Origin of the sequence: Streptomyces sp. NPDC086549 (genome assembly GCF_044746205.1) — a bacterium.
Lineage (GTDB): Bacteria > Actinomycetota > Actinomycetes > Streptomycetales > Streptomycetaceae > Streptomyces.
Map to the genome: position 1 here is coordinate 1,071,498 of NZ_JBIVBS010000001.1, position 21,869 is coordinate 1,093,366.

At 63.4% G+C, this 21,869-nt stretch carries 21 protein-coding genes, 1 tRNA gene and 4 pseudogenes; 7 read left to right on the top strand and 19 right to left on the bottom strand.

Annotated elements, in window-relative coordinates; translation table 11 throughout:
* Window positions 1–50: 50 nt before the first annotated feature.
* Complete coding sequence (locus ACIPSA_RS04885) at window positions 51–467, top strand: hypothetical protein (RefSeq protein WP_402628718.1); 417 nt, start codon at window positions 51–53, stop codon at window positions 465–467.
* Between the two features lie 311 nt (window positions 468–778).
* Here ACIPSA_RS04885 and ACIPSA_RS04890 read toward each other — a convergent pair whose 3' ends face one another.
* A complete protein-coding gene (locus ACIPSA_RS04890) occupies window positions 779–2,272 on the bottom strand; it encodes a hypothetical protein (protein ID WP_402628720.1) in 1,494 nt (497 codons plus the stop codon).
* A 335-nt stretch (window positions 2,273–2,607) separates the two neighbouring features.
* Here ACIPSA_RS04890 and ACIPSA_RS04895 point away from each other — a divergent pair, with 335 nt between their 5' ends.
* On the top strand, window positions 2,608–3,936 hold the full coding sequence (locus ACIPSA_RS04895; protein WP_402628722.1) for a hypothetical protein: 1,329 nt from the start codon (window positions 2,608–2,610) through the stop codon (window positions 3,934–3,936).
* A gap of 95 nt (window positions 3,937–4,031) precedes the next feature.
* On the opposite strand, the gene ACIPSA_RS04900 is transcribed toward ACIPSA_RS04895, so the two are convergent.
* The 4 genes and pseudogenes from ACIPSA_RS04900 to ACIPSA_RS04915 form a co-directional block, all read right to left on the bottom strand.
* A complete protein-coding gene (locus ACIPSA_RS04900; protein ID WP_402628724.1) occupies window positions 4,032–4,616 on the bottom strand; it encodes a hypothetical protein in 585 nt (194 codons plus the stop codon).
* Between the two features lie 276 nt (window positions 4,617–4,892).
* Window positions 4,893–5,378: a hypothetical protein gene (locus ACIPSA_RS04905; protein ID WP_402628725.1), complete on the bottom strand. Its 486-nt coding sequence runs from the start codon at window positions 5,376–5,378 to the stop codon at window positions 4,893–4,895.
* A gap of 205 nt (window positions 5,379–5,583) precedes the next feature.
* Window positions 5,584–6,834 carry a DUF262 domain-containing protein gene (locus tag ACIPSA_RS04910; protein ID WP_402628727.1) on the bottom strand — a complete coding sequence of 417 codons (1,251 nt, stop codon included), beginning with the start codon at window positions 6,832–6,834 and terminating at the stop codon, window positions 5,584–5,586.
* Between the two features lie 504 nt (window positions 6,835–7,338).
* Window positions 7,339–7,737 (bottom strand): annotated as a pseudogene (locus tag ACIPSA_RS04915) (transposase); the annotation flags it as partial.
* Between the two features lie 28 nt (window positions 7,738–7,765).
* Here ACIPSA_RS04915 and ACIPSA_RS04920 point away from each other — a divergent pair.
* Together ACIPSA_RS04920 and ACIPSA_RS04925 are read left to right on the top strand one after the other, a co-directional pair.
* Window positions 7,766–8,248: pseudogene (locus ACIPSA_RS04920) on the top strand (transposase family protein); the annotation flags it as partial.
* A gap of 34 nt (window positions 8,249–8,282) precedes the next feature.
* On the top strand, window positions 8,283–8,462 hold the full coding sequence (locus ACIPSA_RS04925) for a hypothetical protein (RefSeq protein ID WP_402628729.1): 180 nt from the start codon (window positions 8,283–8,285) through the stop codon (window positions 8,460–8,462).
* A gap of 1,186 nt (window positions 8,463–9,648) precedes the next feature.
* On the opposite strand, the pseudogene ACIPSA_RS04930 reads toward ACIPSA_RS04925, so the two are convergent.
* The 7 genes and pseudogenes from ACIPSA_RS04930 to ACIPSA_RS04960 form a co-directional block, all read right to left on the bottom strand.
* Window positions 9,649–9,956, bottom strand: a pseudogene (locus ACIPSA_RS04930) (transposase); the annotation flags it as partial.
* A 468-nt stretch (window positions 9,957–10,424) separates the two neighbouring features.
* Complete coding sequence (locus tag ACIPSA_RS04935) at window positions 10,425–12,869, bottom strand: pyridoxal phosphate-dependent decarboxylase family protein (RefSeq protein ID WP_402628731.1); 2,445 nt, start codon at window positions 12,867–12,869, stop codon at window positions 10,425–10,427.
* A 516-nt stretch (window positions 12,870–13,385) separates the two neighbouring features.
* Complete coding sequence (locus ACIPSA_RS04940; RefSeq protein ID WP_402628732.1) at window positions 13,386–13,688, bottom strand: hypothetical protein; 303 nt, start codon at window positions 13,686–13,688, stop codon at window positions 13,386–13,388.
* On the bottom strand, window positions 13,685–14,428 hold the full coding sequence (locus ACIPSA_RS04945; protein WP_402628734.1) for a GntR family transcriptional regulator: 744 nt from the start codon (window positions 14,426–14,428) through the stop codon (window positions 13,685–13,687). The genes ACIPSA_RS04940 and ACIPSA_RS04945 overlap by 4 nt, the downstream gene beginning before the upstream one ends.
* Window positions 14,425–14,694 carry a hypothetical protein gene (locus ACIPSA_RS04950; RefSeq protein WP_402628736.1) on the bottom strand — a complete coding sequence of 90 codons (270 nt, stop codon included), beginning with the start codon at window positions 14,692–14,694 and terminating at the stop codon, window positions 14,425–14,427. Before ACIPSA_RS04950 ends, ACIPSA_RS04945 begins: the two co-directional genes overlap by 4 nt.
* 154 nt (window positions 14,695–14,848) lie before the next feature.
* Window positions 14,849–15,160, bottom strand: a complete 312-nt coding sequence (locus tag ACIPSA_RS04955) for a hypothetical protein (RefSeq protein WP_402628738.1) — start codon at window positions 15,158–15,160, stop codon at window positions 14,849–14,851.
* A gap of 12 nt (window positions 15,161–15,172) precedes the next feature.
* The gene (locus ACIPSA_RS04960) at window positions 15,173–15,451 is read right to left on the bottom strand and encodes a hypothetical protein (protein WP_402628740.1); all 279 of its coding nucleotides are present in this window, start codon (window positions 15,449–15,451) and stop codon (window positions 15,173–15,175) included.
* Between the two features lie 78 nt (window positions 15,452–15,529).
* On the opposite strand from ACIPSA_RS04960, the gene ACIPSA_RS04965 reads away from it, so the two are divergent.
* The 3 genes from ACIPSA_RS04965 (at window position 15,530) to ACIPSA_RS04975 (ending at window position 16,682) form a co-directional block, all read left to right on the top strand.
* On the top strand, window positions 15,530–16,285 hold the full coding sequence (locus tag ACIPSA_RS04965; RefSeq protein WP_402628742.1) for a GntR family transcriptional regulator: 756 nt from the start codon (window positions 15,530–15,532) through the stop codon (window positions 16,283–16,285).
* A gap of 50 nt (window positions 16,286–16,335) precedes the next feature.
* Window positions 16,336–16,533, top strand: coding sequence for a hypothetical protein (locus tag ACIPSA_RS04970; protein ID WP_266717861.1), 198 nt, complete (start codon window positions 16,336–16,338; stop codon window positions 16,531–16,533).
* 67 nt (window positions 16,534–16,600) lie between these two features.
* Window positions 16,601–16,682 (top strand) — tRNA-Arg (locus ACIPSA_RS04975).
* Window positions 16,683–17,044: 362 nt separating this feature from the next.
* On the opposite strand, the gene ACIPSA_RS04980 is transcribed toward ACIPSA_RS04975, so the two are convergent.
* From ACIPSA_RS04980 to ACIPSA_RS05010, 7 genes and pseudogenes are all read right to left on the bottom strand, one after another.
* Window positions 17,045–17,842 carry a hypothetical protein gene (locus ACIPSA_RS04980; RefSeq protein ID WP_402628743.1) on the bottom strand — a complete coding sequence of 266 codons (798 nt, stop codon included), beginning with the start codon at window positions 17,840–17,842 and terminating at the stop codon, window positions 17,045–17,047.
* A gap of 326 nt (window positions 17,843–18,168) precedes the next feature.
* Window positions 18,169–18,753 carry a vitamin K epoxide reductase family protein gene (locus ACIPSA_RS04985; protein ID WP_402628745.1) on the bottom strand — a complete coding sequence of 195 codons (585 nt, stop codon included), beginning with the start codon at window positions 18,751–18,753 and terminating at the stop codon, window positions 18,169–18,171.
* Window positions 18,753–19,253, bottom strand: coding sequence for a DUF5949 family protein (locus ACIPSA_RS04990; protein WP_402628747.1), 501 nt, complete (start codon window positions 19,251–19,253; stop codon window positions 18,753–18,755). Before ACIPSA_RS04990 ends, ACIPSA_RS04985 begins: the two co-directional genes overlap by 1 nt.
* Window positions 19,254–19,380: 127 nt before the next feature.
* Window positions 19,381–19,671 carry a hypothetical protein gene (locus tag ACIPSA_RS04995; protein WP_402628748.1) on the bottom strand — a complete coding sequence of 97 codons (291 nt, stop codon included), beginning with the start codon at window positions 19,669–19,671 and terminating at the stop codon, window positions 19,381–19,383.
* A 217-nt stretch (window positions 19,672–19,888) separates the two neighbouring features.
* The gene (locus ACIPSA_RS05000) at window positions 19,889–20,509 is read right to left on the bottom strand and encodes a hypothetical protein (protein WP_402628750.1); all 621 of its coding nucleotides are present in this window, start codon (window positions 20,507–20,509) and stop codon (window positions 19,889–19,891) included.
* Between the two features lie 249 nt (window positions 20,510–20,758).
* Complete coding sequence (locus ACIPSA_RS05005; protein ID WP_402628752.1) at window positions 20,759–20,998, bottom strand: chaplin; 240 nt, start codon at window positions 20,996–20,998, stop codon at window positions 20,759–20,761.
* A gap of 440 nt (window positions 20,999–21,438) precedes the next feature.
* Window positions 21,439–21,869 (bottom strand): annotated as a pseudogene (locus ACIPSA_RS05010) (hypothetical protein); the annotation flags it as partial.

Genomic DNA, 21,869 nt, shown 5'->3' on the forward strand with positions numbered 1-21,869 from the left:
GCAGGCGAGAAATGATCTACCTCGCGTGAGTCGCTGGACAGACTTACGGTATGGGGGCATCCACAAAGCACGCCGCATTCCGCCTGACGTTCACCGACTATCACCAAGACCCGAACGACAGCGACGTCCTACGCCGAGCAGTCACGATCCAGGCAGACCGACTCACCTTCCGAGATGAGCACCTGACTCTCTGGCTCGCCGGCACTGAAGTCGGACACTTCCCTCTAGAAATCATCGAGTCAGTGTGCCCCGAAGCACAGCCCGGCAAGATTCGGAAATCCCCGGAGGAGCTCCGAGCGCGATACCCCAACATGGGCACCCCCTGGTCCGCCGAAGACGATAAACGTCTCCTTGCTCTCTATCAGCAAGGCGAACGAGACCTCGGCTCCCTCAGTAAACAGTTCGGCCGAAAGCCCAGCGCCATCGGCTCCCGTCTGGCAAAGCTCGGCCTTGAAAGCCTGGGCTGATTCGACATCCGCTCAGGATTCACGGAGGCCTGACCGAGGCACAAGCATGCCTCCGGCGGGGGCGCTCAGGCTCCGAGATGGGGGGCACCGTCCGCGGGTGCCGGTCGATGGAGGGCGCGCGTGGGGAGGCTCCCATCCCGTCCACCATCGGCCCAGGCAGAGCCGAGCAGACGCGGCCCATGGCGTCCAGGTCGTTCGTACAGTGGCGCGCTCCACCTGGACGCCATGAACCACGCCCGCTCCACGGTGTGTGGGCCGACGGCAGACGGGATGGGAGCTGGGGTGAGTGGTGGGTGTTGCAGGGCGGCGACCTACCCGTGCAGTTGCCTAAGCCGCTCATGCAGCAGCGGATAGTCAGACACCGGGTGGATAGGTTCAGGGTCGGGATCATCCAGGTCAACGGGGGCAGGGTTCATGGCGGCCAAGACGTCCGCTACAAGCCTCTTGAGATCCTCGTCATCGAGAGCAATGACGTAACCGCGCCCGTCGCTGGCTGTGTCGCGGCAACGGCGGAGGAAGAGATCCTTATCTTTGAATGAACGGCAAGCCAAGATGCCGAACTCTCCGCGAAGCGTCGAAAATCGAGAGGAGAGTTGATCGAGTTCCGGATTAGTGACATCCGTGCCGTAGTTCTTGCACTCGACAAACACGTACCGACTCTGAATCCTTTGCCGAATGAGATATCTAAAGAATCCATCCCTCGCTGTATTCACGTATGAGATGTCAATCCGCTTGCGCCCGTCGTGAATTTTACTCTCCTTGTCCGACATGGAGAGTGAGGGGTAGAAGATGGCGGTCAGCAGGGACTCGACGGCATCGTGATAGCGCGTGGCATCCGGCTTTCCAGCCGGAACGTCTAGAACTGCTTGCAGGAGTTGCTCGTAATCCGGCATCGGGGTGTCTGCCGTGTCAGACAGTTCCCTGTGGGTCAGCGGCTGAGGCGCAACTTGCCTCTTGATGGTCCGGTAGTGCTCGTACACGGATGGCCGTTTAAGTGTTTCGCGTGTGACATCCGGCTTTGTGCTGCCATATTTCTCCGCGATCTGCTTTTTGGTGACCGCGACCTTACCGCGAGAGCGAACTGTCTCCGTAAGTCCTCTAAGTGCAATCTTGGACTCCTCGTCTTGAAGTACTGGCACCAAGTGGTTTCGGTAGTACTCGCTGCGGGACATGTGCATGGAGCGGCGTACGATCATCTTGGGCACCAGGAGCAGCTTATTTCCATCAGGGGTCGGCAGTTCAGTGAAGCCGTTTTCCCACTCCAAGGTATGGGGGTTCCAAACCGGACCGCTCACAACATCATCTTCCAGGGGAATACCGAAGAGTTCCGCCATCTGCTGAGTGTAGGTGATGAGAGGACCACGGATGATATTTGTAGTGATGTCGGAGACAATATCCTTATCGACGCCATCGATGAAGAACGCGGTATCTTCGAGGTCTTGAATTAGCCCAGTTTTTGCAGCTTCGCTTTCCGCGAGCTTTTCCGCGAAGGCAGCCCCCATTTTACTTCCGAAACCCCTGCCTGCGCTCGGGCCACGCGAGATCCCCAGGTGTGTCTCATTGGGTTCGCGAAGCTGGCTAAGCAGGGAAACCGTTCGCCGCTTATCGTTCGAGCGAACGGAATCAAGTACGCTATCAAAGAAGGTTTCGAGCATTTTAAGGCATTGCTTGCCCCAGTCATCCTCAAGGTACCGAATCGACCCAGGGTCCACGTACACTCGAATGTCATTCACCGTGTCCACGTCTACAAAATCAAGCGCGCCCTGGGTTCGTCCCAGCCGGTAATACTCGGAAACGCGCGCCATGACTTCCCCCTGCTTTCGTTGGACTACCCACCCATACACATTTTCTCTTGGCCGGCCCCGGCTGTAAAGCACGCGTCTGCTCGTGCATCTGCGCACACAGGGCCACCGCTAAGTGATGCTACGACCCACCACTGACAACAGCCTGAGCCCGGCCTCAAAATAGATCATGTGTTTGATTTGCCTGAGGTGCAACCTCATCGTGCAGCCCGCACAGGCGTGAGGAGGGCGCCCTCCGTTGAGGCCTACGTTCGGCCCCAGTACTGCACCGACGGAGCGGTGTCAGACCGCTGCCTTACAGTGCTCCTAGTTGTCTGTTCCGGAGCTTTGGGGGGCCTGTGGCTGCGTGGCTTTTGACCTGCAATCCGAACGGTGTTTTCGACCTTCCGCGCTTCCGTGATGAGGGTAACGACCTCACCTCATGGACGATCTCTCAGCACAAGCGCGAGGTAGCAGCCGGCGATCAGTTCGTCCTGTGGATGTCCGGCACTAACGCGGGGATCGTTGCCCACGGTCACTTCACCGGCCAAGCTGCGCACGGTAGGCCGGACACGACTTACTGGCTGACCGACCCAGGGGAGCGAGACTACGTTCCGCTAGAGGTCGACCAGTGGCTTGACCGGCGCATTCCCAAGAGCCAACTTGCCGCTGATCCGCGGATGTCTGGCGCCACCATCCTCACGATGCCGGGAGGACGGAACCCCCACCGGTTGAATCGCGCTCAGTGGGAGGCGATCCATGAGGCCCTCGAAGCAGCATCAGGAGAAGACCCGGGCTGGGATCTCAACCCCGGTGACGAGATCCGCCGTGTCAAACTGCACGCGCACTACGGGGGAAGCACCCAAAACGGGATCAGCCCGTCAGGTACAACGAACAACATCCTCATCTTCACCGCAGCTAGCTCGGGCCACCAGCACGGTTACTTTGACACCTGGAACGAGGACGGCACGTTCCACTACACCGGCGAAGGACAAACCGGTGACCAGAGGATGGTTCGGGGCAACAAGGCGATCCTTGAGCACCGCGAGACCGGAAAACGGTTGCGCCTCTTCGACGGCGCCCGCGGAACAGTGCGGTACCTCGGAGAATGGACGCTAGACCCCGAACAGCCCTACTCGGAGGACCAGGCGCCAGCCACTGGAGGCGGCGACCTCCGCAAGGTCATCTGCTTCCACCTTGTCCCGGTCAGAGCCACCATCAGCGCCCCGGAAGTCGAGATTGGACAGGACTACGTAGCCCCGGACGAAAGCGTCACGCCGACGCCCGCCACACAGAGCGCACCTGATCCAGATTTGGTCGGCCGCAACCTGTCGACGCACCGAAGGCTGCAGAACGAGCTCGCCAAGCAAGCGCAGAATCGGGGCTTCACAGCGCTCTCCCCTGACGTATCCGATCCCGACTTCGATCTAGCCTGGCGCGATACTGAAGGGCGACTGACTGTCTGCGAGGTCAAGTCGTTGACACCCGCCAACGAAGCGCGCCAGCTTCGTGTGGGGCTCGGTCAAGTCCTCGACTACCAAGACCAGCTCAGCGACCGAGCCCCCGACGTGTCGGCAGTCTTGTGGGTCGAGCGGGAACCGTCCGAACGGCGATGGATCACCTTGTGCCGGCGGGTCGGTGTGACTCTCGCCTGGCCCTGCCAGGAGGACTCGGTCTTCCCGCAGTGAGCGAAGCTGACATCCGCCGCCGACATCGCCACTCGCAGTCGAGAGCACGCCACGCTTGCTCACAGGCATCGGTGGCGGCCGCGGGACGGGGGGTTCTACTTCGCAGTGTCCTCACAGGTGGAAGCCGGCTTGGCGCTAATTCCCTGCACGGTCTGACTATTGGCGCTATGGATTTCTACCTCGCCGTCACCATCTCGATCTAGCACGGCCCCGTCAGGCAGGGGTGTCAATGTACTCTCTTCTCTGAGCCATCCAACCCCGGCTCGGTCGCTGAATCTCATCCGAACGACGACCACCAACGCGCTATCTTTCACGTCGCGAATTCGACCCAGTCCATTCCGCGGCCACTTGAGCGCTTCTTCCTTGATGATCATCTCAGTGCATGGTGGAAGCGAGGGCAGGATGAGAGGCAGGGACTGCCAGCCTTCCTCCGCGCCTTCGTTAACGTTGAGTTCCACCTTGATGTTGGATATGGGATCGGGTGTCCTGTTCATAAAGTGCCAGCGTGAGTCTCTGGCGAAATAGTCCTCTGTCCAGTAGGTCACGCGTGACGCTTGGCTGAGTCGCTCTCGTGCGGAGTCTTCCTGGGATTGCTGCAATTGATCCTGTGATACACGAGCTTGGAAGTACGTCGCCACACTCGTGAGCAGCAGACTCCCAGCACCCACGATCACCGCCACGATGGTGCCGATCCTCGCCCAGTCAAGCCGACTCCACCAATTCCTTGTCCTCGTTTGGCGGGCCCGTATCCGCCTTGGCCTAGTCCGCTGCCTCGCGAGTCGTAACCTCACCAGTCGTTGCACCCCGTTCTGCACGTGCGTTCCTTTTCCCTGTCAGGCTCACAAAGAGACGTCAACGGTTCGAGCCAACGAGTGCCCGCTGAAAGGATCTGAAATTACAGGCGGCCTTAACATACGAGGCACTAAGGTGCTTAGAATCACGGACCCACCTCGCACTCAGGCTGGCAGGAGCAGACGCGGTACGTACTGATCGATTCGGGCCAACCCTGGAATGATCTTAGCGATTCTTGCCAATTCCGTTGACCCGGTCGGGATATTAACAACTGCGGCGCCTGCTCCGTGTGCGACATTTCCTCGCTCACGACCGAACTCGTCCAAGATGTCGAGTAGACCGATCGCAAAACATGCATCGCGATACCCCAGAGGGCAAAGGAGCATCCGGACATTACCGGCTTTCACGCCCCCGTTTTCTTTGATGACTTTGCGATGACGCTTAATTGCGGCCACGAGTAGGGACGGGTCTGCTGCTACCGCTTGCTGTGCCGCATGTGAGTCATACGCCGGGAATCTCGCGTTCACTGCTTGTGCTTTATTAGCGAGAGGGATGATGGACGAACTGACGAGAAGATGGTGCCCAGCATGGGTCAGCAAGCCCCGGTTAACTGCACGATCTTCCGTCACAGCCAGCACCTGCTCAGCCACGTCCTCCAAGTAGGCCTGGACCTCGGAATGCGCCAAAACTCGAAAAGCATGTAGGTGATCAATGTCGGCCTGCGTTACCGGCACTAGAGTGGTTGTGATGTGCAAGTTGGTAGCGAGCTCCTGGATCCGCCACTTGAGCTCTCGACCGCGTCGAGAGCTCCCCGGTATGGACTTAATCGACTCCCCGAGAAGCACTGAAACCCCATCAGACTCGCGGTGCGATCGGCAAGAAACTGTGCATGAAATCTTCGTATCGCAGGTTCATGCCGATCGCTTCCCCAAGGACGGAGCCCCACATCTCCAAGCGTCCAAGAGCAGCATCACGAGTCTTGGTTGTTGATGTCAAAAATCCAGCAAACCGAGCGTTGGTTGAGGCAATCCGTTCAAATGCTTCGACGATCTTTGTGGGGTCTTCCAAAGCTCGTTGCCGAACCGCTGGATCGGTGAAGTACCACGTCATCGTCTCAAAAACTCCGACATTGAATCGCGGCATATACTTCTTGCGACCTCCGTCATAACGCAAGAACGCCACTTTACCGAAAATTTCAAAGGTCAAATCAATGGCGGACTCCATCTCGCGGACTAGCTCATTCAAGTCTGCCTCAATATCCAGATAGTGATCGTTTCCTCCCTTCAGGACGCGATCCAGGAAGTCCCTCAAGTCCCCCCGATACTTGCCTGCATTGGTTTTAAACGCGATAAAGCGCAGTAGCGTCTCGGCATCGCGGAGTCGAGGATCCTCAGCCGGCAGGCGTCGAGCTCGGAGAAGTTGCTGACTCGCTCCACTCCGGCGATTTACGAAGTTAGTCATACGCCCCGGATAGAGAGCCTGACGAAGCTCATGCGAAGCGAGGGGGACACTCTGTCGATTGAGTCGAGAGAAGATCAGGTGCAGTAGGGCAGGTGTACGCCAATTTCGCACCACGATCGTTCGAATTGGTTGGGCCAGCAATGAGCGGGCAAAACTTCTAGTCTCCTGTTGGGTTCGAATTTGCTCATAGGTTCGCCCCTTCAGTTTTTCATCGAGCAATTCCAACCCCTTCAAACGCAGAGGAGCTCCGGGGCTTTTGAGGAACTCCCGCAGTGCGGTGAGTCGCTGCTTCCCGTCGAGCACGTAAAACTGGTTGGGGTTTACGTTGCTTTCGGCCAGAACCAAGGGAGGTACCGGCAGGCCCAGCATCAATGACTCGATAAAGAGACTCTGCTTCTCTTCGTTCCAGGCAGTCCGACGCTGAAATGGCGGGGAAGTTAGGAGGGAACCCGTGGAGTCCGGGTCATCGGGGTCGCTGTCGATTTGCTCGACCACTGTCCCTACCGTCCAGTCAAGGGTGTAAATGACCGTTCCTTGAACCTGAGCAAATGTCAGGTTACCCGGCGCCTCATAGTCCTCGCGGAACTCATCCTCAGAATCCATCGCGAAGTAGATGCGAGAATCAGAGTCGCTGACGTCGCTCATTTCATCCACTCCAAGTAGGGCGCTGTTAGGGGTAGTTGTACCTAATCAGGGTGCAAGCCTAACTCTAGGTTGGAGATGCGACTCCCGACGGTTCCCTCGCTGAACGGCAGTTGCCCAGCTGATCCCTCGTCTGGGCGACAGCTACAGGGCCGAGACGCCAAGCGAGTAGTCCGCATCCCCTTCAGTGCCCCCTCAACAGCCCTGACGACGAGTGGTCTCGCCCCATGCGAACCAGGGCGGTGCTCGCCGGGCGCCCGCCCCCGGACGTCTTGCACAGGAAGCTGGTGTGCACCGACCCTTGCAAGCCGGCATCTGCGGGACCAAGAAGAGCGGCGCCGAGTCCATCGTTGTGTCCGGTGGTTACAGACTTCGGCGATGCCATCGTCTACACAGGCCAACGACAGCAGAGGCAACCAGTCTCGGCGTCGCTCGAATCTTGTTTCTGGATCACTTTCAGTGCTGGGCTGACGGAGGGTCACCGTGGGCGTCGGCAACGGTCCGAGGTCACGCGGCCAGGAGGACGCGCTTGCGTAGAAGGTCCAGACTCGCCCGGCCGAACATCTGCCGCTTCAGCATCTTGATCCGGTTCACCTGCCCCTCCACCGCCCCCGAACTGAACGGCAACGTCAGCCCAGCCGTCACCGCCACCTGATCACCAACGACCCCGTTCACGAACGAAAGCAGTTCGGGCGGGCCCTCGGCCTGGACCTTCTCGATCCAGCCCGGGAGCTGGTGGCCGGTGCGGGCACTCATCATCTCGGCGAACGCGTGGACATGGCTGGCGGCGGCGTCGAGGTCGGGGCATCGGGCGAGGATGGCCTTGAGCTTGAGGGTTTCCTCCGGGGCGAGGCTGTCGGGGTGCCGTGTGATCCAGCCTGTGACCGCCCGCACTGAGGGTGGCCGGACCTTCTCGCGGGGCGGGGCGCCCGGCGAGAACGACCCGGACTTCGTCCTTCTGGACGGGACCCTCGCCGAATGCGACCGGGTCGGCGACAGCCGCGCGGACTACTCGGCCAAGCATCGCCGCCATGGGGTGAACGTGCAGGTCGTCACCGACCCCACCGGCGAGGTGCTGTGGATCTCGCCCGCGCTGCCGGGTCGCACGCATGACCTGACCGCGGCCCGCACTCACCGGATCATCCGGATCTGCGAGCGGCAGGGCGTACCCGTACTGGCCGACCGCGCTTACCAGGGCGCCGGCCCCTGGGTCACCACCGGGCTCAGACGACCACCCGGCGGCGAACTCACCCCCACGCAGCGCACCCTCAATCGCGCACTGGCCCAGGCCAGAGCTCCCGTCGAGCGCGGCATGGCACGGCTGAAGTCCTGGCAGATCTTCCGCAGAGCCCGCATCAGCCCCAACCGCATGACCGTCATCGCCAAGGCCGTCCTCACCCTGGAGAGGCAACGCTGAAAAGGCTCACTGACGCGCTGCACGAGGTGACGGCATGGCCGCAGACAACGCGGCGAGTATCCCCGAGGGCCTGATCGTTTCAGTGCTATCGGCTGTCGTTGTCTCGGTACTCGGTGTCGCGAACCTCTGGTTCCAGGAGTGCATTCGCGACGCAATGAGGAGGCCAGACGCCGGCGACTCCTCGACGAAGCCCGGGCATATCTCGGTTTTCTAGCCGAGTGGCTTGACGCCCATGCTGTGATCGCACCAGGCACCAGCATCGACTCTGTGCAAGCACAGGCGGCAAGAGTCTTAGATCAGCAACTGCGCAACGTTCACGCGTCGTACACCGAGGCCCGGGTCCCGCAGCGCACCCCGCTGGCAGCCCAGTTCAGGAGGCTCCTGCTGCTGTACCCGCTGCGCTCCATCGCAGGGTCGTTGGTGCGACTGCTGTTCTACCTCGTGGTAATCATCGTGTTCAGCGTGACTCCGGGTCTCCTCCTCGACGAGCGGAATGCCTGGGGGGACAGGATTGGTGCGTCAGCAGTGTTGATCGTGACAGGCGGTGGCCTCCTCTACGGACTATGGCGTCTGACTAGTCGCCTATCACCGCGCGCAAGGGTGCTCAGCCACGGTGATGGGTGTGCGACTTCGTAACCACCGGAGCCGATCGGCCCGTGTCAGAACCGTGCCAGGTCCTGCGGGGAACCACGGGGAATGGCGGAGACTGGGTCGTCGACCAGCCAGCTCCCGTAGCCGCTCCGTTGCAGGTCAGCCCAGGAGCCGCCCGTAGAAGACCCGAGCTTCCCAAGCTGAGGGTTCCACACCACCGTCATGCGCAGCCGTCATGGCTTGCTCTGGCCGACGGCACCGGCAGCGTGGCTGAGGCCGGTGGGGGTACAGCGAGGCATACCGCGCGTGCTCGGCCGGCGTTCTCGCCGTCGTGGCTAACTGTCGTCGGTTGACGCCCAGACGACCGCGTACCTCATTCGAGTAGACGTCACCCACCTGCGGCCAGCTCGGCAGGGCTGTGCCTCCTCGGCACCATGACAAACCCCGATGGCCCGTACGTGAAGGTGCACTTCCGGCTGGAGATCGAGGACGACTAGGGACTGCTGTCTCCTAAATCTGTCCGTGAGATCGTCGTGCTCGTGATCGAGTCCTGGGTGATCAATGACGACAGCCCTGTCCCTGTGTCGTCCGAGACGGTGCTGGAAACTCTTCGGTCGAGGATCGACAGCGGGCAGCTTGAGACATGGCCGACCAGTTCGTCCGGCCGGTCCCTGGCCTTCGTGACGAACACCGAGCGCGCGATGGTGATGCAGCTCGAAGAAGAGGACGATCCCGGCGAGCATGCCGTGGCCCCCGGGGCTCAGAGGGCGAGCGACGGGTTCGTCCTCTGCAACGGGCAGGAAGACGAGTCGCATGGCCAGGCCGCGCCACTGCTTGAGCCGGTTGATGCATCGCTCGACCGCGTTGCGCTGCTTGTACGACTCTGCGTCGAAGGCAGGCGGTCGGCCCCGGCGCGGCCACGCCGCAGACGATGGCCGATCTGATCGGACGGCTGGGGGACGACAGCGCGAATCCCGCGCCGGCGGAGATGATTCCGGATCGCGCGGGATGAATATGCGCGGTCAGCCAGGACGGCATCGGGTCGGGTTCTCGGTCTTCCGGGTCCGCTTCGCGGAACGCGGATGGCGGCCATGATGGTCTGGAAGGCCAGAGCGTCGAGTGTGGTCAACGCGTTTCACGAACTCGGAGTCTGCGGCGAGGGCATTGAACGGTTCGGCACGCTCGCCCTGGACGTTCCGCCCACCGCCGACCTCTCCAAAGTGCAGAAGCTGCTCAACCATTGCGTAGCCAGGGAGTGTGGAACACGGAAGAGGGGTGCATCACTGCTCAGTAGCGGGTTGCCTCCGTCGGCTGAGGCCGTTCATGTGATCTGATGCACGACTGGGCCGTCTAGGGGCCGTCCGAGGCTGCTCGACATGGCGCCGGCATCGACTCAACCAGCCCAGTCGTGCGGAGCTCCTCGACCAGCTACGTCAGCAATGAGGACCACCCTGGACGCCTCATGCCCGCCTTCTCAGCCGCGGGGCCCGGATGCCCCGTCAGCGTCGGTTGAACCGATCCCAATCTGCGGCCTTCAGGGTCGGGTCCCCGCGTCCGCCCCAGCCCACTGTCCGCGATGATTGATTTATTGGTCACCAGAGATGACGGCGCGTACAGCCTTGTCCAACTCCTGCATGAATTCGCCGAATATTGATTGCCGCTCACGCAACGCAACAATATATGGACTCATGACAGTAGCTCGCAGCACTTTGAGAGACTGCCCGGGATCCTTATACCGCATGGAATCTTCAATTCGGCACCGATCAAAAAGCCTTTCCAGTGTGGAATACGGGTAATCAGGCTCTTTGAACTCGGTTATAGAAAGGAAGAACGGTTGGCTATAGCTGTGCTCGTGCTCACCCAACTCGGAGCTGATAGAAAATTGACGATAAACAGCCTCAGTAACCCTGTTTATGTCGTCGATCTGCCGGTGCCCGTTGCGAGCTACACCGAATATAACGATATTCGTGTCAGGATTCTGCCCCTGATAGGGAAGGAACTCATAGTCCGCTTCGAAGGAATTGGCGCTCGATATATCTTGCCAGTGGACGAACCATTCATAGAGCTCACGAGCAGCTAGCGCCGAAGCTCGGATGATCCGACCGTGGCCATCATGATGAAGGGGCATGACCTGCGTACTGAGACGAAGGGCGGCAGCCGCGGCGCCTGGGCGTGAACCCTCTAGAATGAACGGGCCGAAAGATTCAACCTTGCGTTTCCTGTCAGCCCATCTCTGGCCTTCGTGCCAACTGAGGTGTCGGGGAGGCAAGCTGATGAGCATGTCAGGAGTCGCACCAGTAATATAGGGCGCCTCTTGTTCCACGAAATGCCTGATCCGGTCATTCCTGTAAGCTACCGCACCACATGAATAGGGAATGTAACCCATCTTGTGGGGATCCACTGTTATCGAGTCGGCTTGAGGGAAGTTGTAGAGCGCGCGGCATACCTCAGGATCACCCCACTCACACATAATTGCTCTAGTGTATTTCCCTAGCGATATCTCCACGTCTTCTCTAACGTAACTGCGAACTAGTCCAACCCAGTCTTCCTGGCTCAACTCCAATACGCGATGAATCTCATCTCTCGAACTGTAGGATTTCCTCGTGAGCTGCCGAAATTTTTCCATCGCCACTTTCAGCAGGGTGTAGTACTCCTTGGAATCCGTTGAGGTGAGAGTACGCGAGAGACTTTCTCTCAGCACCTTAACTTTCTCGTCCTGCTGGGAGCCAGAAGCTTCGGCACGTCCAAGTCTTACGATGTTTTCATGCCATTCAGTCATGTCGTTGCTGTAAGACACTCCAAGATGTTCAGACAGTTTTCTTCGAACTACTTCTTTTTCTACCTCCGGGCGAAGCGAATAGAAGGTCCGGAAGTAGCCACCCCACGCAGCATCGACGTGTAGCCAGAAGCTATAGTCCTCCTCTTCCAGCTCCTTTCTGACACCCACTACGCGGTGCAGGGGATCGACCGCCCCCTCTTCTGTCGTCCCAGCCGCAGCCACTACTGCTATGGGAAATTGCCTGTTCTTGATTGCGGCAAGTTTGTTTTTGAGATCACTAGGATCCATTCTGAATTTGTCATCAGTGTCAACGAATATGATGTTGTCACGGCCAATACCAAGGACATCGGCAGCTTTTCTGACGCTGTAGTGAGAGGCCCCTGAAGCCAGCAAGCACGGGGGGAATTTTGCGGCCGCTTCGAAGAATCCACGTTGCGGTGAATATTTGCTGGCCGCAAGCATCTCCTTGCCCCGCGAGATAGCATCTCCCGCCGAGATCTCTTCCTTGTTCATTATTGCATTGATGAATCGGGCTAGCAGATAGATGCTTTCATTGGGTTTTAGTAGCAACATCTGCTCTTCGGTCACGTGATCAATGTCGCGCTCCATGTTTTTCGCGAGACTGTGACTGGGCAGTTTAACTTTCAGGGGGATCCTCTCCGCTTCTGCGGCATCCTTTATAGCGAGCGCAGAGTATCGTACGGTCCGCGCAACCCATAGAGCCTCAATGTTTGCCGACGTGCCTCCGGAGGTCAAATGAGCCCATCCAAACTCATGTAGAAGTTGATTCTCGTAATCTGAGTACTGAGCCTCATTAGTTGGAATGTTCGGCGGCTTGCGATACCCCAACATTTCTAGGAGACTCTCACAGGCGTCGATCTCCCAATCGACGGTTACATAGCCCGACTGCGGCGTGACATTGTTTGAGTTATAGAGCATGCCTGCGAACATTCCCAGCAAACCTGCCATACTGACATCTGATTGCTGGTGCCCGATGTACCGGGGCGAGTGAAATGGGAAGCTTTGCCTCAGATCCGCGAGCAGTTGCGTGAGGTTCTCTTCCAGACCGTCAAAGTACTCTTGAACATCATATTGGTTACTTCTCCGGAGGATCGGTACATCCCCGGGGAAGTAATTGCGACGCCAATACATCGCGTCTCGAAGAGTATCTAGTATCAGTTCCTCAAAGAGGTCCGAATTCTCGGCTTTGGGCCCCAGGAACCATGCGCGCAATGGGTTGACGTCATCCATGACGGTATCCCCTGAACTTGACGATTTCGGCCCACCCACGTAGGCGGCGCCTCGTGTGGTGGAAGCCCTCGATCTATACGCTCTTCTATCGAATCACTGACGGGAATGCCGTGCATCTTGGGGAGCATGGGCTCCGTGTCCATCCACGTGGGGAGGCCGCTTAAGGGGCAGGGCTGACCTGCTTCCGCGAGGGCGTCAGCCCTGCCCTGTGCCACCTGGGTGAACCCTTCGATGCCGCCCCAGAAATCGCCTACCGGCGCGCCCTCAGACGCTGCTGCAAGAGGTCGCTGAGCACCTCAACCGGTGATTGGGGTACATCGACGGATACGTTCAGGCGCGCTACCCCCACATCACCCGAGAGACGCGCAGCGAGACTCGGCTTTCTCGGCTTCGGTGCCCGAAGTCTCAGCGGCAGCCGGCGTGACGGGGCGAGGAGGGGGGCCGAGTCGTGCTCGGGCTCCCCTCCCCGGTTGAGACGGGGGTCGTTGACGGCAGATGTTGCTTGCGGCCGCTGTTTCAGAAGCGGAGCGGTTCACTCACGCCCAGGAGGTGACCGCGGCTGGTTGCGACGCGGAGCACGTCCCGGAGAGTCGCGGTCAGTTCCCCGGTCAACCGTCGTAGATCTTCCGGGTCCGCGTCCTGGTCGTCGAGGGTGTCCGAGGAGTGCTCCAACAGGATTGCCGCCGTGTCGAGTTGGTCCGCTTCGATGTTGTCCGCCAGGCGGGACATGTAGCCGCCCTTGTCATCCGTGCTCAGGTAGCAGGGCTTGCCCTCCGGGCCCGACCACGGGAGGAGGCGCAGTTCATTCTGTGCTGTCATCCTGACGTCTGCCTCTCGTCGGGCGTGTTGTGGGTGGTGAAGACTGCGTCGGCTCGATCCCCTGGGAAGACCAGAAGGGCCGCCTCGACCACTCGGCCGGTGGGGTCGGTCGCGACGCGCGTGATCGCCAGAACTGGCGTGACGGAGTTGGTTCGTAGGGTCGACGACTCGTCCGGCGTCGGCGGACGGGCGCAGAGCGTTTCCCGGACAGCGGCCGGCGGAGGGCCGAGTACGGCGAATCTCCTGACTGCCTCCGGGCACGAGGATTCGTCGTCGAGCACTCCGGTCGGCGCCAGGTCGCGCGGAATGTAGATACGGGCCAGTCCGTGCGGTGACTCCCCCTCGTGGCTGACGCAGAAGAACTCCGCGAGAGGGCTGCCCGTCGGCACCCTCAGCAGAGTCGTCAGGTGCCCGTCGGCCTGGACCGTAGCGGTGCGAACGGTGACGCGCAGCGCCGCTTCGGCGGCGGTCCATGGGTCCATCGTCCCCCAGCCACCGACGTACATGATCCGGCTGAGGGGGCGGCTGACGAAGTTGCCCTTGCCGTGGATCTTCTCGACTAGGCCTTCGCCCTGGAGCACCGCGAGGGCCCTCCGCAGCGTCACTGTGCTGACCTTGTACCGGTCGGCCAAGTCGGCTTCGGACGTGAGTCGTTCGCCGGGCTTGAGGTGGCCGGTCGTGATCTGGTGCCGGAGATCGTCGACGATGTCGTGATGGCGAGAGGGCACGGACTGGGTCACCGCCTTCTCAGCATCCGCACGGCGACGAGCCTGGTTCGCGTGTGTATGGTCAACAACTCACCCGAGTCGAAGAGGATTTGCTTCGCGCCCTGGGAGAGCTGGAAGAGATCCTGCACCCGGCATGCCCGGCCTCCGAGTTGGATGATGTCGCCGCGCTGCACGGTGGCCGCGGTCACCTCGACGTTGGATGCCAGCGTGCCGACGGGCACTCGCTCCCTCACCGCTGCACCTCCGGGGGCTTCATCTGGCTCGACGTCGAATGGCATGGGCAGTCGCACGCCTCGTAGACCACCGGGAGGTCGACTGGCGCCGAGGCTGGGGAGGACTCCGCGCAGGCGTGGTGGGTGCCGATCCGGCATACGGTCGATCGGTAGGGGACGGCCGAGGTGTCCGTGACGCTGGTCTGTCGACGGGGAGGCATCAGTGGACCCCCACCAAGGCCGACCAGGCGTCGGCCGGTAGATAGGGAGCGACCACCACTTCGCGCGTTCTCACGCGCTTCTCCCAGGCCAGTACGTACGGACGAACGAGCGCGGCGTCCTCACCCCTGAGCGTTTGCCGGTGGTCCACGTCGTCGGAGACACGCCGGCGCTCGGCCGTCGTCCTGCCCGAAGACAGGGAGGAGGCGGGGGTGGCCGACGGCCCGGAGGTGGTTAAGGGGCGGCGGTGCCTGCCCCTGGGGAAGTGCCGTTCTCTGGTGAGCGAGACGGCACGGCGGATACGGTTGAGCACGCTGGTCAGCTCCTATCGCTGATGGCCCGGTCCCCCGACATCGCCCGTCGTGGGGACCGCTTTGCGTACGACCGCCCAGAGGGTACGGCCGTTCATGCTGGTGGCCAGGAGCCCGAATCGATCGGCTTCCGCCACCACGTCCAGGACCTCCCGCCATGACTCGGCGGAGAGTGCGTCCGGCACCTCCGCTTCCACCGACGTGTGGCGGAGGTGTTCCTCCACTCGCGTGAGCAGCCCGAGTGCGGACAGCCGGGCGGCGAGGGCCGCCGCGCTAACTCCCGAAGCGGGCACAGGGCAGCCTCCGTCACCAGCGATCACTTTGAGTGAAGCTAGTTAACTAGATTAGAGCTAGTGGACTAGATTTTCCATATGCCTGAGCAGCCGCCCTATCTCCGCATCGCCGACGAACTCCGGCGGCGGATCGCGGAGCACGTGTGGGAGCCGGGAGACCGCCTGCCCTCCCGCGCCCAGATCGGCGAGGAGTGCGGCGTGGGCGAGAACGTGGTCCGCCGTGCGCAGGAGTTGCTGATCTCCCAGGGTGTGTTGGAGGGTCGCGCCGGATCGGGCACGTACGTCGCCGAACCCCGTCAGCGAGTGCGGGTGGTCCGTTCCTCGGCGCGCGAGCAGCCCAGCGGGTCGCCATTCCGCACGGACATGAAGGCTGTCGGCAGGCAAGGGGACTGGGAGAGCCGGACCGACGCCAAGGTGCCGGCGCCGACGGAGATCGCGGCACGGCTGGGCATCGCCGAGGGTGAGCTGTGCGTCCGCACGACGTACGAGTTCCTGGCGGACGGCAAGCCCGTGCAGCTGTCGACGAGTTGGGAGCCGTACGACCTCACGGCCGGCACCCTCGTCATTCTGCCCGAGGGAGGGCCGCACGCCGGGGCGGGCGTCGTGAACCGCATGGCCGCCATCGGCATCACTGTCGGCCACGCCGTGGAGCAGCCGGAGCCGAGGCATGCGACCGCCGAGGAGGCGTCGCTACTCGGCATCCAGAAGGCCGCGCTCGTCACGCACATCCGGCGGACGTACTACAGCGACGGGGGACGGCCCGTCGAGACAGCGGACATCGTCGTGCCCGCCGCTCACAGCGAGATCGTCTACGAGATCCCGATCAACCGCTAACGGGAGAGAGCCGCCTCATGGCGTAGCCCCTCGGCTCGTATCGTGACGTCATGCGCAACGAGCGGCACGATGAGCGGCTGTCGGACGAGGAGTTGGAGTTGTTTCTCCAGTACCTCCACAGGTTCGCGAACCATGACCTCGATCTCTTCGCCCTCATGCAGGTTGGAGACTCTGAACACCCCGCCTACGTGTCCTTCAGCAGGAAGCCGGAAGCGGGTGTCGACCCTTCGGCCTACCGGCGGCCGTAGATCGACTCCGGGCCATGTCGAATGCGTGTCGAAGTCACCGAACCTCCGCACTCAGCACCCCGAAACGGCCAGGTCAGGCCTGCTCATCCGGTGGTCCGCTCAAGCGCCTTCTAAGCGCTTGGCCGCAGGTTCGAGTCCTGCCGGGGGCGCCCAGTCTCCGCCCTCCTTCGGGAGGGCGTTTTTGCTGGTCCGGGCACGTTTCACTAGACACGGCGAAGCCCGGGCACTCCCCCGACGCTCAAGGGGAGGCTCTGGGGCGGTCCGGCTGTCACCGGGCTTTCGCGGGTGGCCGCGTCGAATACGTGTCGAAGTTTTTCGTCGAATTTTTCGGCCGGAACTGTCAGCCGACATCCGGCATCCGGCAGCTCGGGGAGATCCCCCGCAGCTTCGAGCCGCCTCTTGTGGTCAGTCAACCGCATGGCTGACGCCTGCCGAGGCAAGGCCAAGCCCCGCGCGGTGAGCCGCGGAGCAGAGAAGTACTGGGTCGTACGACGGGGATCGCGCCCGCCGCCTAGGACCCGACGTCGAAGAAGCCGGACTTCAGGTCCCCGATGATGACGTCGAGTGGATGCCCGCTAACGGTGAGCGGTCCGCTCCAGGGCGCGCTGAGTGCGAAGAGCAACGCCAGGCTCAGCCCGACCACACTCGCAACGCCCAGAATGAGCAGTGACGTTCGCAGGCTGCTGCGGAAGATGAGTGCGCCGGCGTTCACGATCAAGGCCAGTCCGCCAGCCACAAGCGTGACGACGTAGAGCACGGGCACGTCGCGCGAGGCAGCCGCAACGCGTGCGCGACGACTACTGGTGACGCTGTCCAGGGAAACCAGCAGCTCCGTGCTCGCCGGGGTTCCCAGCTCGGGCCGGGCCGCCTCGGCACGCACCCTCCGCTCCAGCCGTGCGATCGCGCGAGCGGTGGCCGGATCGTCACCGGACGCCGCTGCCGTACCCTTCCATTCCCTGACACGCGTGGCCTGCAGGTAGTCCAGCAGTGCCGAATGGATCGGCTCCGGCTGGACTCGCGGACTTGTCGCCGACCACGCCAGGCGGGAGGCCGCGGCCGCCTCGTCGCTCACCAATCCTTCCGCCGCGCGCAGGTAGCTGGCCTCGCTGGCCAGGGAGAGCGCCGCAAAGATCGCGAAGGCAGCGCCGAGTGTAGGCATCAGGGGCATGGCGATCTGGGGCACCCGGTCCTGTTCCTCGACCGGTACGAGCGCCCGGACGCCGACCCGCGCCACGACCGCGACCAGTAGGGCAAGAGAGAGCCAGCCCACGACCAAAACCACCGTCGGCAGCGAGGCCAACCAGTTCACGGCATCACCTACAGCGCGTTCCCGCGAGCGTCACACGGCGGCGACACATCGCCCCCACGGCCTGGAGCTCCTCGTCGATCACCTTCAATGAACGCTCCATGATCACAGGTCGAGGTCCTCCGATGCTCGCGACGCCCGGCACGGCATCTCGCTTCGTTGGCCAATCGGCCGAGTACGGCCCAGTACGGCCCAGTACGGCCGACCACACCGGCAGCTCAGGCAGGACGCTCTCCGGGAGGAGCCCCGGCCCTCGACGTACCGCGGACCCTCGATCGCGCCCTGCGTCGGCACGGGCAGCTCCGCGCCGAGGGACGAGCGGGTACTGGTCAGCTCGTCCAGAAGTCCCACCAGCGGGTCAGGATCAGCATTCCGACGACCCCGATGTGCAGCAGCGGCAGTACCCAGGTGAATTCAGCGAGGAAGGTCTTCAACGGGGCCGGCGCGGGCAGGAAGCCGTTCAGGACGGTGAAGGACGTCACGTACCAGAACAGAATGATCGTCGCTGTCCATGCCAGACAGCACCACAGGCACAGCGCGTTGATCCGGTACAGCGACTCGAACTGCAGCCACGACACGAACCCGATGCCGAAGAGGCACCCGGCCAGGAAGGTCAGCCAGTACCAGCCGGGGAACGCGGCCCCGGCCAGCAGGCTCATGCCGACGCAGATCACGATGCCGTAGGCCACCAGGCCCAGCATCGGGTTGGGGAACCCGAAGGCCGAGGCCTGGTCGCTCTTCATCACGCTGCCGCAGGACAGCACAGGGTTCAGGCTGCACCCCGGAACGAAGGCCGGGTTCTCCAGCAGCTTGAACTTGTCGAGGGTGATGATCCAGGAGGCCAGCAGCCCGGCCGCCCCCGTAAGCACCAGCAGCAGTGCGAACGCCCGGCCGGCGCCCGCGGTCCGCCGCATCAGCCGCGCAGGCTGCGGGCCGGCAGGACGACGTGCGCGGCGGCGCGCAGGGTCTCCTCGGCGCCGGCGAACGCGGCCAGCGCCTCCGGCGCGACCCGTTGGCCCGGCCGGGCCTCGGGCCATGGGCGGGTGGTGAACACGAGGTAGGCGTGGCCGCGTTGGGCGACAGCCGAGAGCCACTCCGGCGGCGCCGCGCACTGGGCCCTGAGCTGCGGCATGGTCAGGACCGCCTGACCGGCCTCGACGAGCAGGGTCACCGGCAGGCTGGGCTTGGCGGTGCCGTCGACCAGGTCCCCGCCGACCGGCAGGCCGTTGCGCTGCAGCAGCTGCTCGACGGCGGCCGCGGTCGCCTCCGGGCCGCCCTCCGCGTCCCCGAGGGAGTAGGCCAGCAGGTAGGGCGTGTCGGATCCGTCGGAGGACTCGCCGCTCCAGGGGAGTACGACGAGGGTGCCGAGCTCGGCGACGCGGAAGGGGCGCGTTGCGCTTGAGGTTGAGGTCACCGCGCGACCTTATCGACGGGCGGGAGAGCGGCCCGGCCCGTTCTCACCCGACCGGCGGATACCACTGGGGCCGTCCACACGAACGAGGGACGCCTCTCGACGCCCCTCGCCTGCCCTCCGGGGAAGGTCAGCTCTGCAACGGCAGACCGCCCAGCAGCGGGTTGTGCTGGTTCAGGGCGCCGGCCGCGCCCTTCACCGTGTTGAGCAGTGAGCCCTTGTTCTCGGTGTCGAGGGCGTCCGACTGGTGCTGCAGCGGCATCACGTCGTTCACGTCGAGGGGACCCTTGGTGAGCGTGTCCACGGCGCCGTTGAGGCTGGTGGGCGTGAGGTCGGCGGTGCTGTTGGCGAACGCGGGCGCGGCGGCGCCGACGACGGCCAGGGAACCGGCAACGACAGCGGCAGCCTTCAGGGACTTCATCGTGTTCCTTTCTCGGCAACTCAAGTCACCTCAGGTGATTCTGACGTCGTGTGCAACGATTCCCGGCCGGGGCGGAAACCCCGTGCTGGGAAGACATACGAAATCCCCGCAGGAGCGCGGCCATGCGCCCATGCGCCCATGCGCCCAGGAACGACCAAAGCCGTTGTGCCGACCACGGCGGACGGCGCAACGGCTGTGTGCGAGCGGATTCGCCGGGTCAGCCGACGGTCGCCGTGGGCGTCGGGGGCGTCGGCGTGGGCGGCGTGGACACCGGCAGGTCGGGCGCGGGCAGTCCGTCGTCCTGCAGCGTCGCGGCGACGAGGTTGACCAATCCGGTGACCACGGCGGTGACCGCGGGCAGGACCTGCGTCGCATCGCCGGAGGCGGCGGCCGCGACCAGGCCGTCGACAGCCTTCTGCAGGGCGGCGAGCGCGTCGCCCGTGAGGTCCTTGGCAGAGGGCGCGCGGCCTTTGGCGTCGCCACCGCGCGTCGTGGACGAGAGCGGCGTGGTCGGCGGCGCGGTCGGGACCGCAGCGGTGATCTTGGCGATGGCCGTCTTCACGGCATCGGCGATTTTCTGGGCTTCTTCGGGGGTGAGTCGGCCGTCCTGGAGGGCCTTGCCGAGCAGATCGACGACCGGGGCGAGCACTGACCCGAGATCACCCAGGGCGTTGAGCTGGGCGAGGGCATCGTCCGCGCCGGGGACGGGCGCACGGGACGCCGCGTGGTGACGCTCCCCCGCCGAGTCGGCCGCGATGGCGGCCGGGCCGGCGATGCCGACCAGAAGGGAGGCACAGAGAGCGGTGGACGCGATGCGTCGTGCCGGCAGACCACGCATCGGAGTTCCTTTCGATATGCATGGGATCTTGAGCCCACCGTCGAATCGCCCATCCCTGTCCGCAACCGTTCGATCGCTCACCGCATCCATCCGCCCCTTGAGGAGACGGCATCACCCCTGGTGAGGTGGCTCGTCAAGGGTGCACCGCCGGGATACGGCCCTCGCCCCCCGTTCGGGGGAACGCGAACCGGCCGCCCTTCCGCGGGGAAACCGCGGGAGGACGGCCGACCGAAGGGGTGCGCCGCGACGTCAGCCGTTGGCGCAGGTGTTGCCGAACGACGGGTTCAGGAGGGCAACCACGTCGACGGTGTTGCCGCAGACGTTGACCGGCACGTGGACCGGAACCTGGATGACGTTGCCGGACACCACGCCCGGGGAGTTGGAGGCGGTGCCCTGCGCGCCACTGTCGGCGGCGGCGATGCCGGCGCCTCCGGCAACGGCCGCGGCGGCAACGGTGGTCAGGACCAAGCCCTTGGCGATACGCGACATGGAAAGGTGCTCCTTGGGGTCGACATAAACATCCGGACGGGGATGCCCGGCGCTGTGTCAACGCTTGGCGCTCCCACGAGTTGTGCCCCCAAAGGGGTGATCTCGGTATGAAGCGCCCTTATAGCCAGCAAATCGGATACATCACACCCGTAGGGCGGAACGCTGCGCATCGCGACGAGCGCGTCGCCGCGACCGACGGGTTCAGGGACACCCGTGAACGGCTCGGGCTGCTTTCGGGGCACGCCGGTACGAGGGGTGCGACGGCGGCTGCCGGTCGCGGCGCGGCGCTGAGGCGTGTTGCGTGGCGCGGGTGCCGGGCGGGGGCGTCCGGCACCCGGCACCCGGCGCGCTAGCGACGGGACGTGCTTCGGCCTCGCCGGTACAGGATCGTTCCACCTGCGATCAGCGCGGCACTGGCGGCGGAGGCCGCCAGCATGCCCTCACTGCCGGTGTGGGCCAGGTGGGGCTGCGCTGCGACGGGCTGTCCGTTGTCGGAAGCTCCGGGCGGGGTCGTCGTCCGCGGCACGGTGGTGTCCGGAGGCGTCGTGGGCTGCCCCGTGGTGGGCGGCGTCGTCCCGGTGGCCGGAGGCTTCGTCGGCTGCCCGGTAGTGGGCGGCGTCGTCGGCTGACCCGTGCTGGGAGGCGTCGTCGGCTGCCCGGTAGCGGGAGGCGTCGTCGGCTGACCCGTAGTGGGAGGCGTCGTCGGCTGCCCGGTAGCGGGAGGCGTCGTCGGCTGACCCGTGCTGGGAGGCGTCGTCGGCTGACCCGTAGCGGGAGGCGTCGTCGGCTGACCCGTGCTGGGAGGCGTCGTCGGCTGCCCGGTAGCGGGAGGCGTCGTCGGCTGACCCGTAGTGGGAGGCGTCGTCGGCTG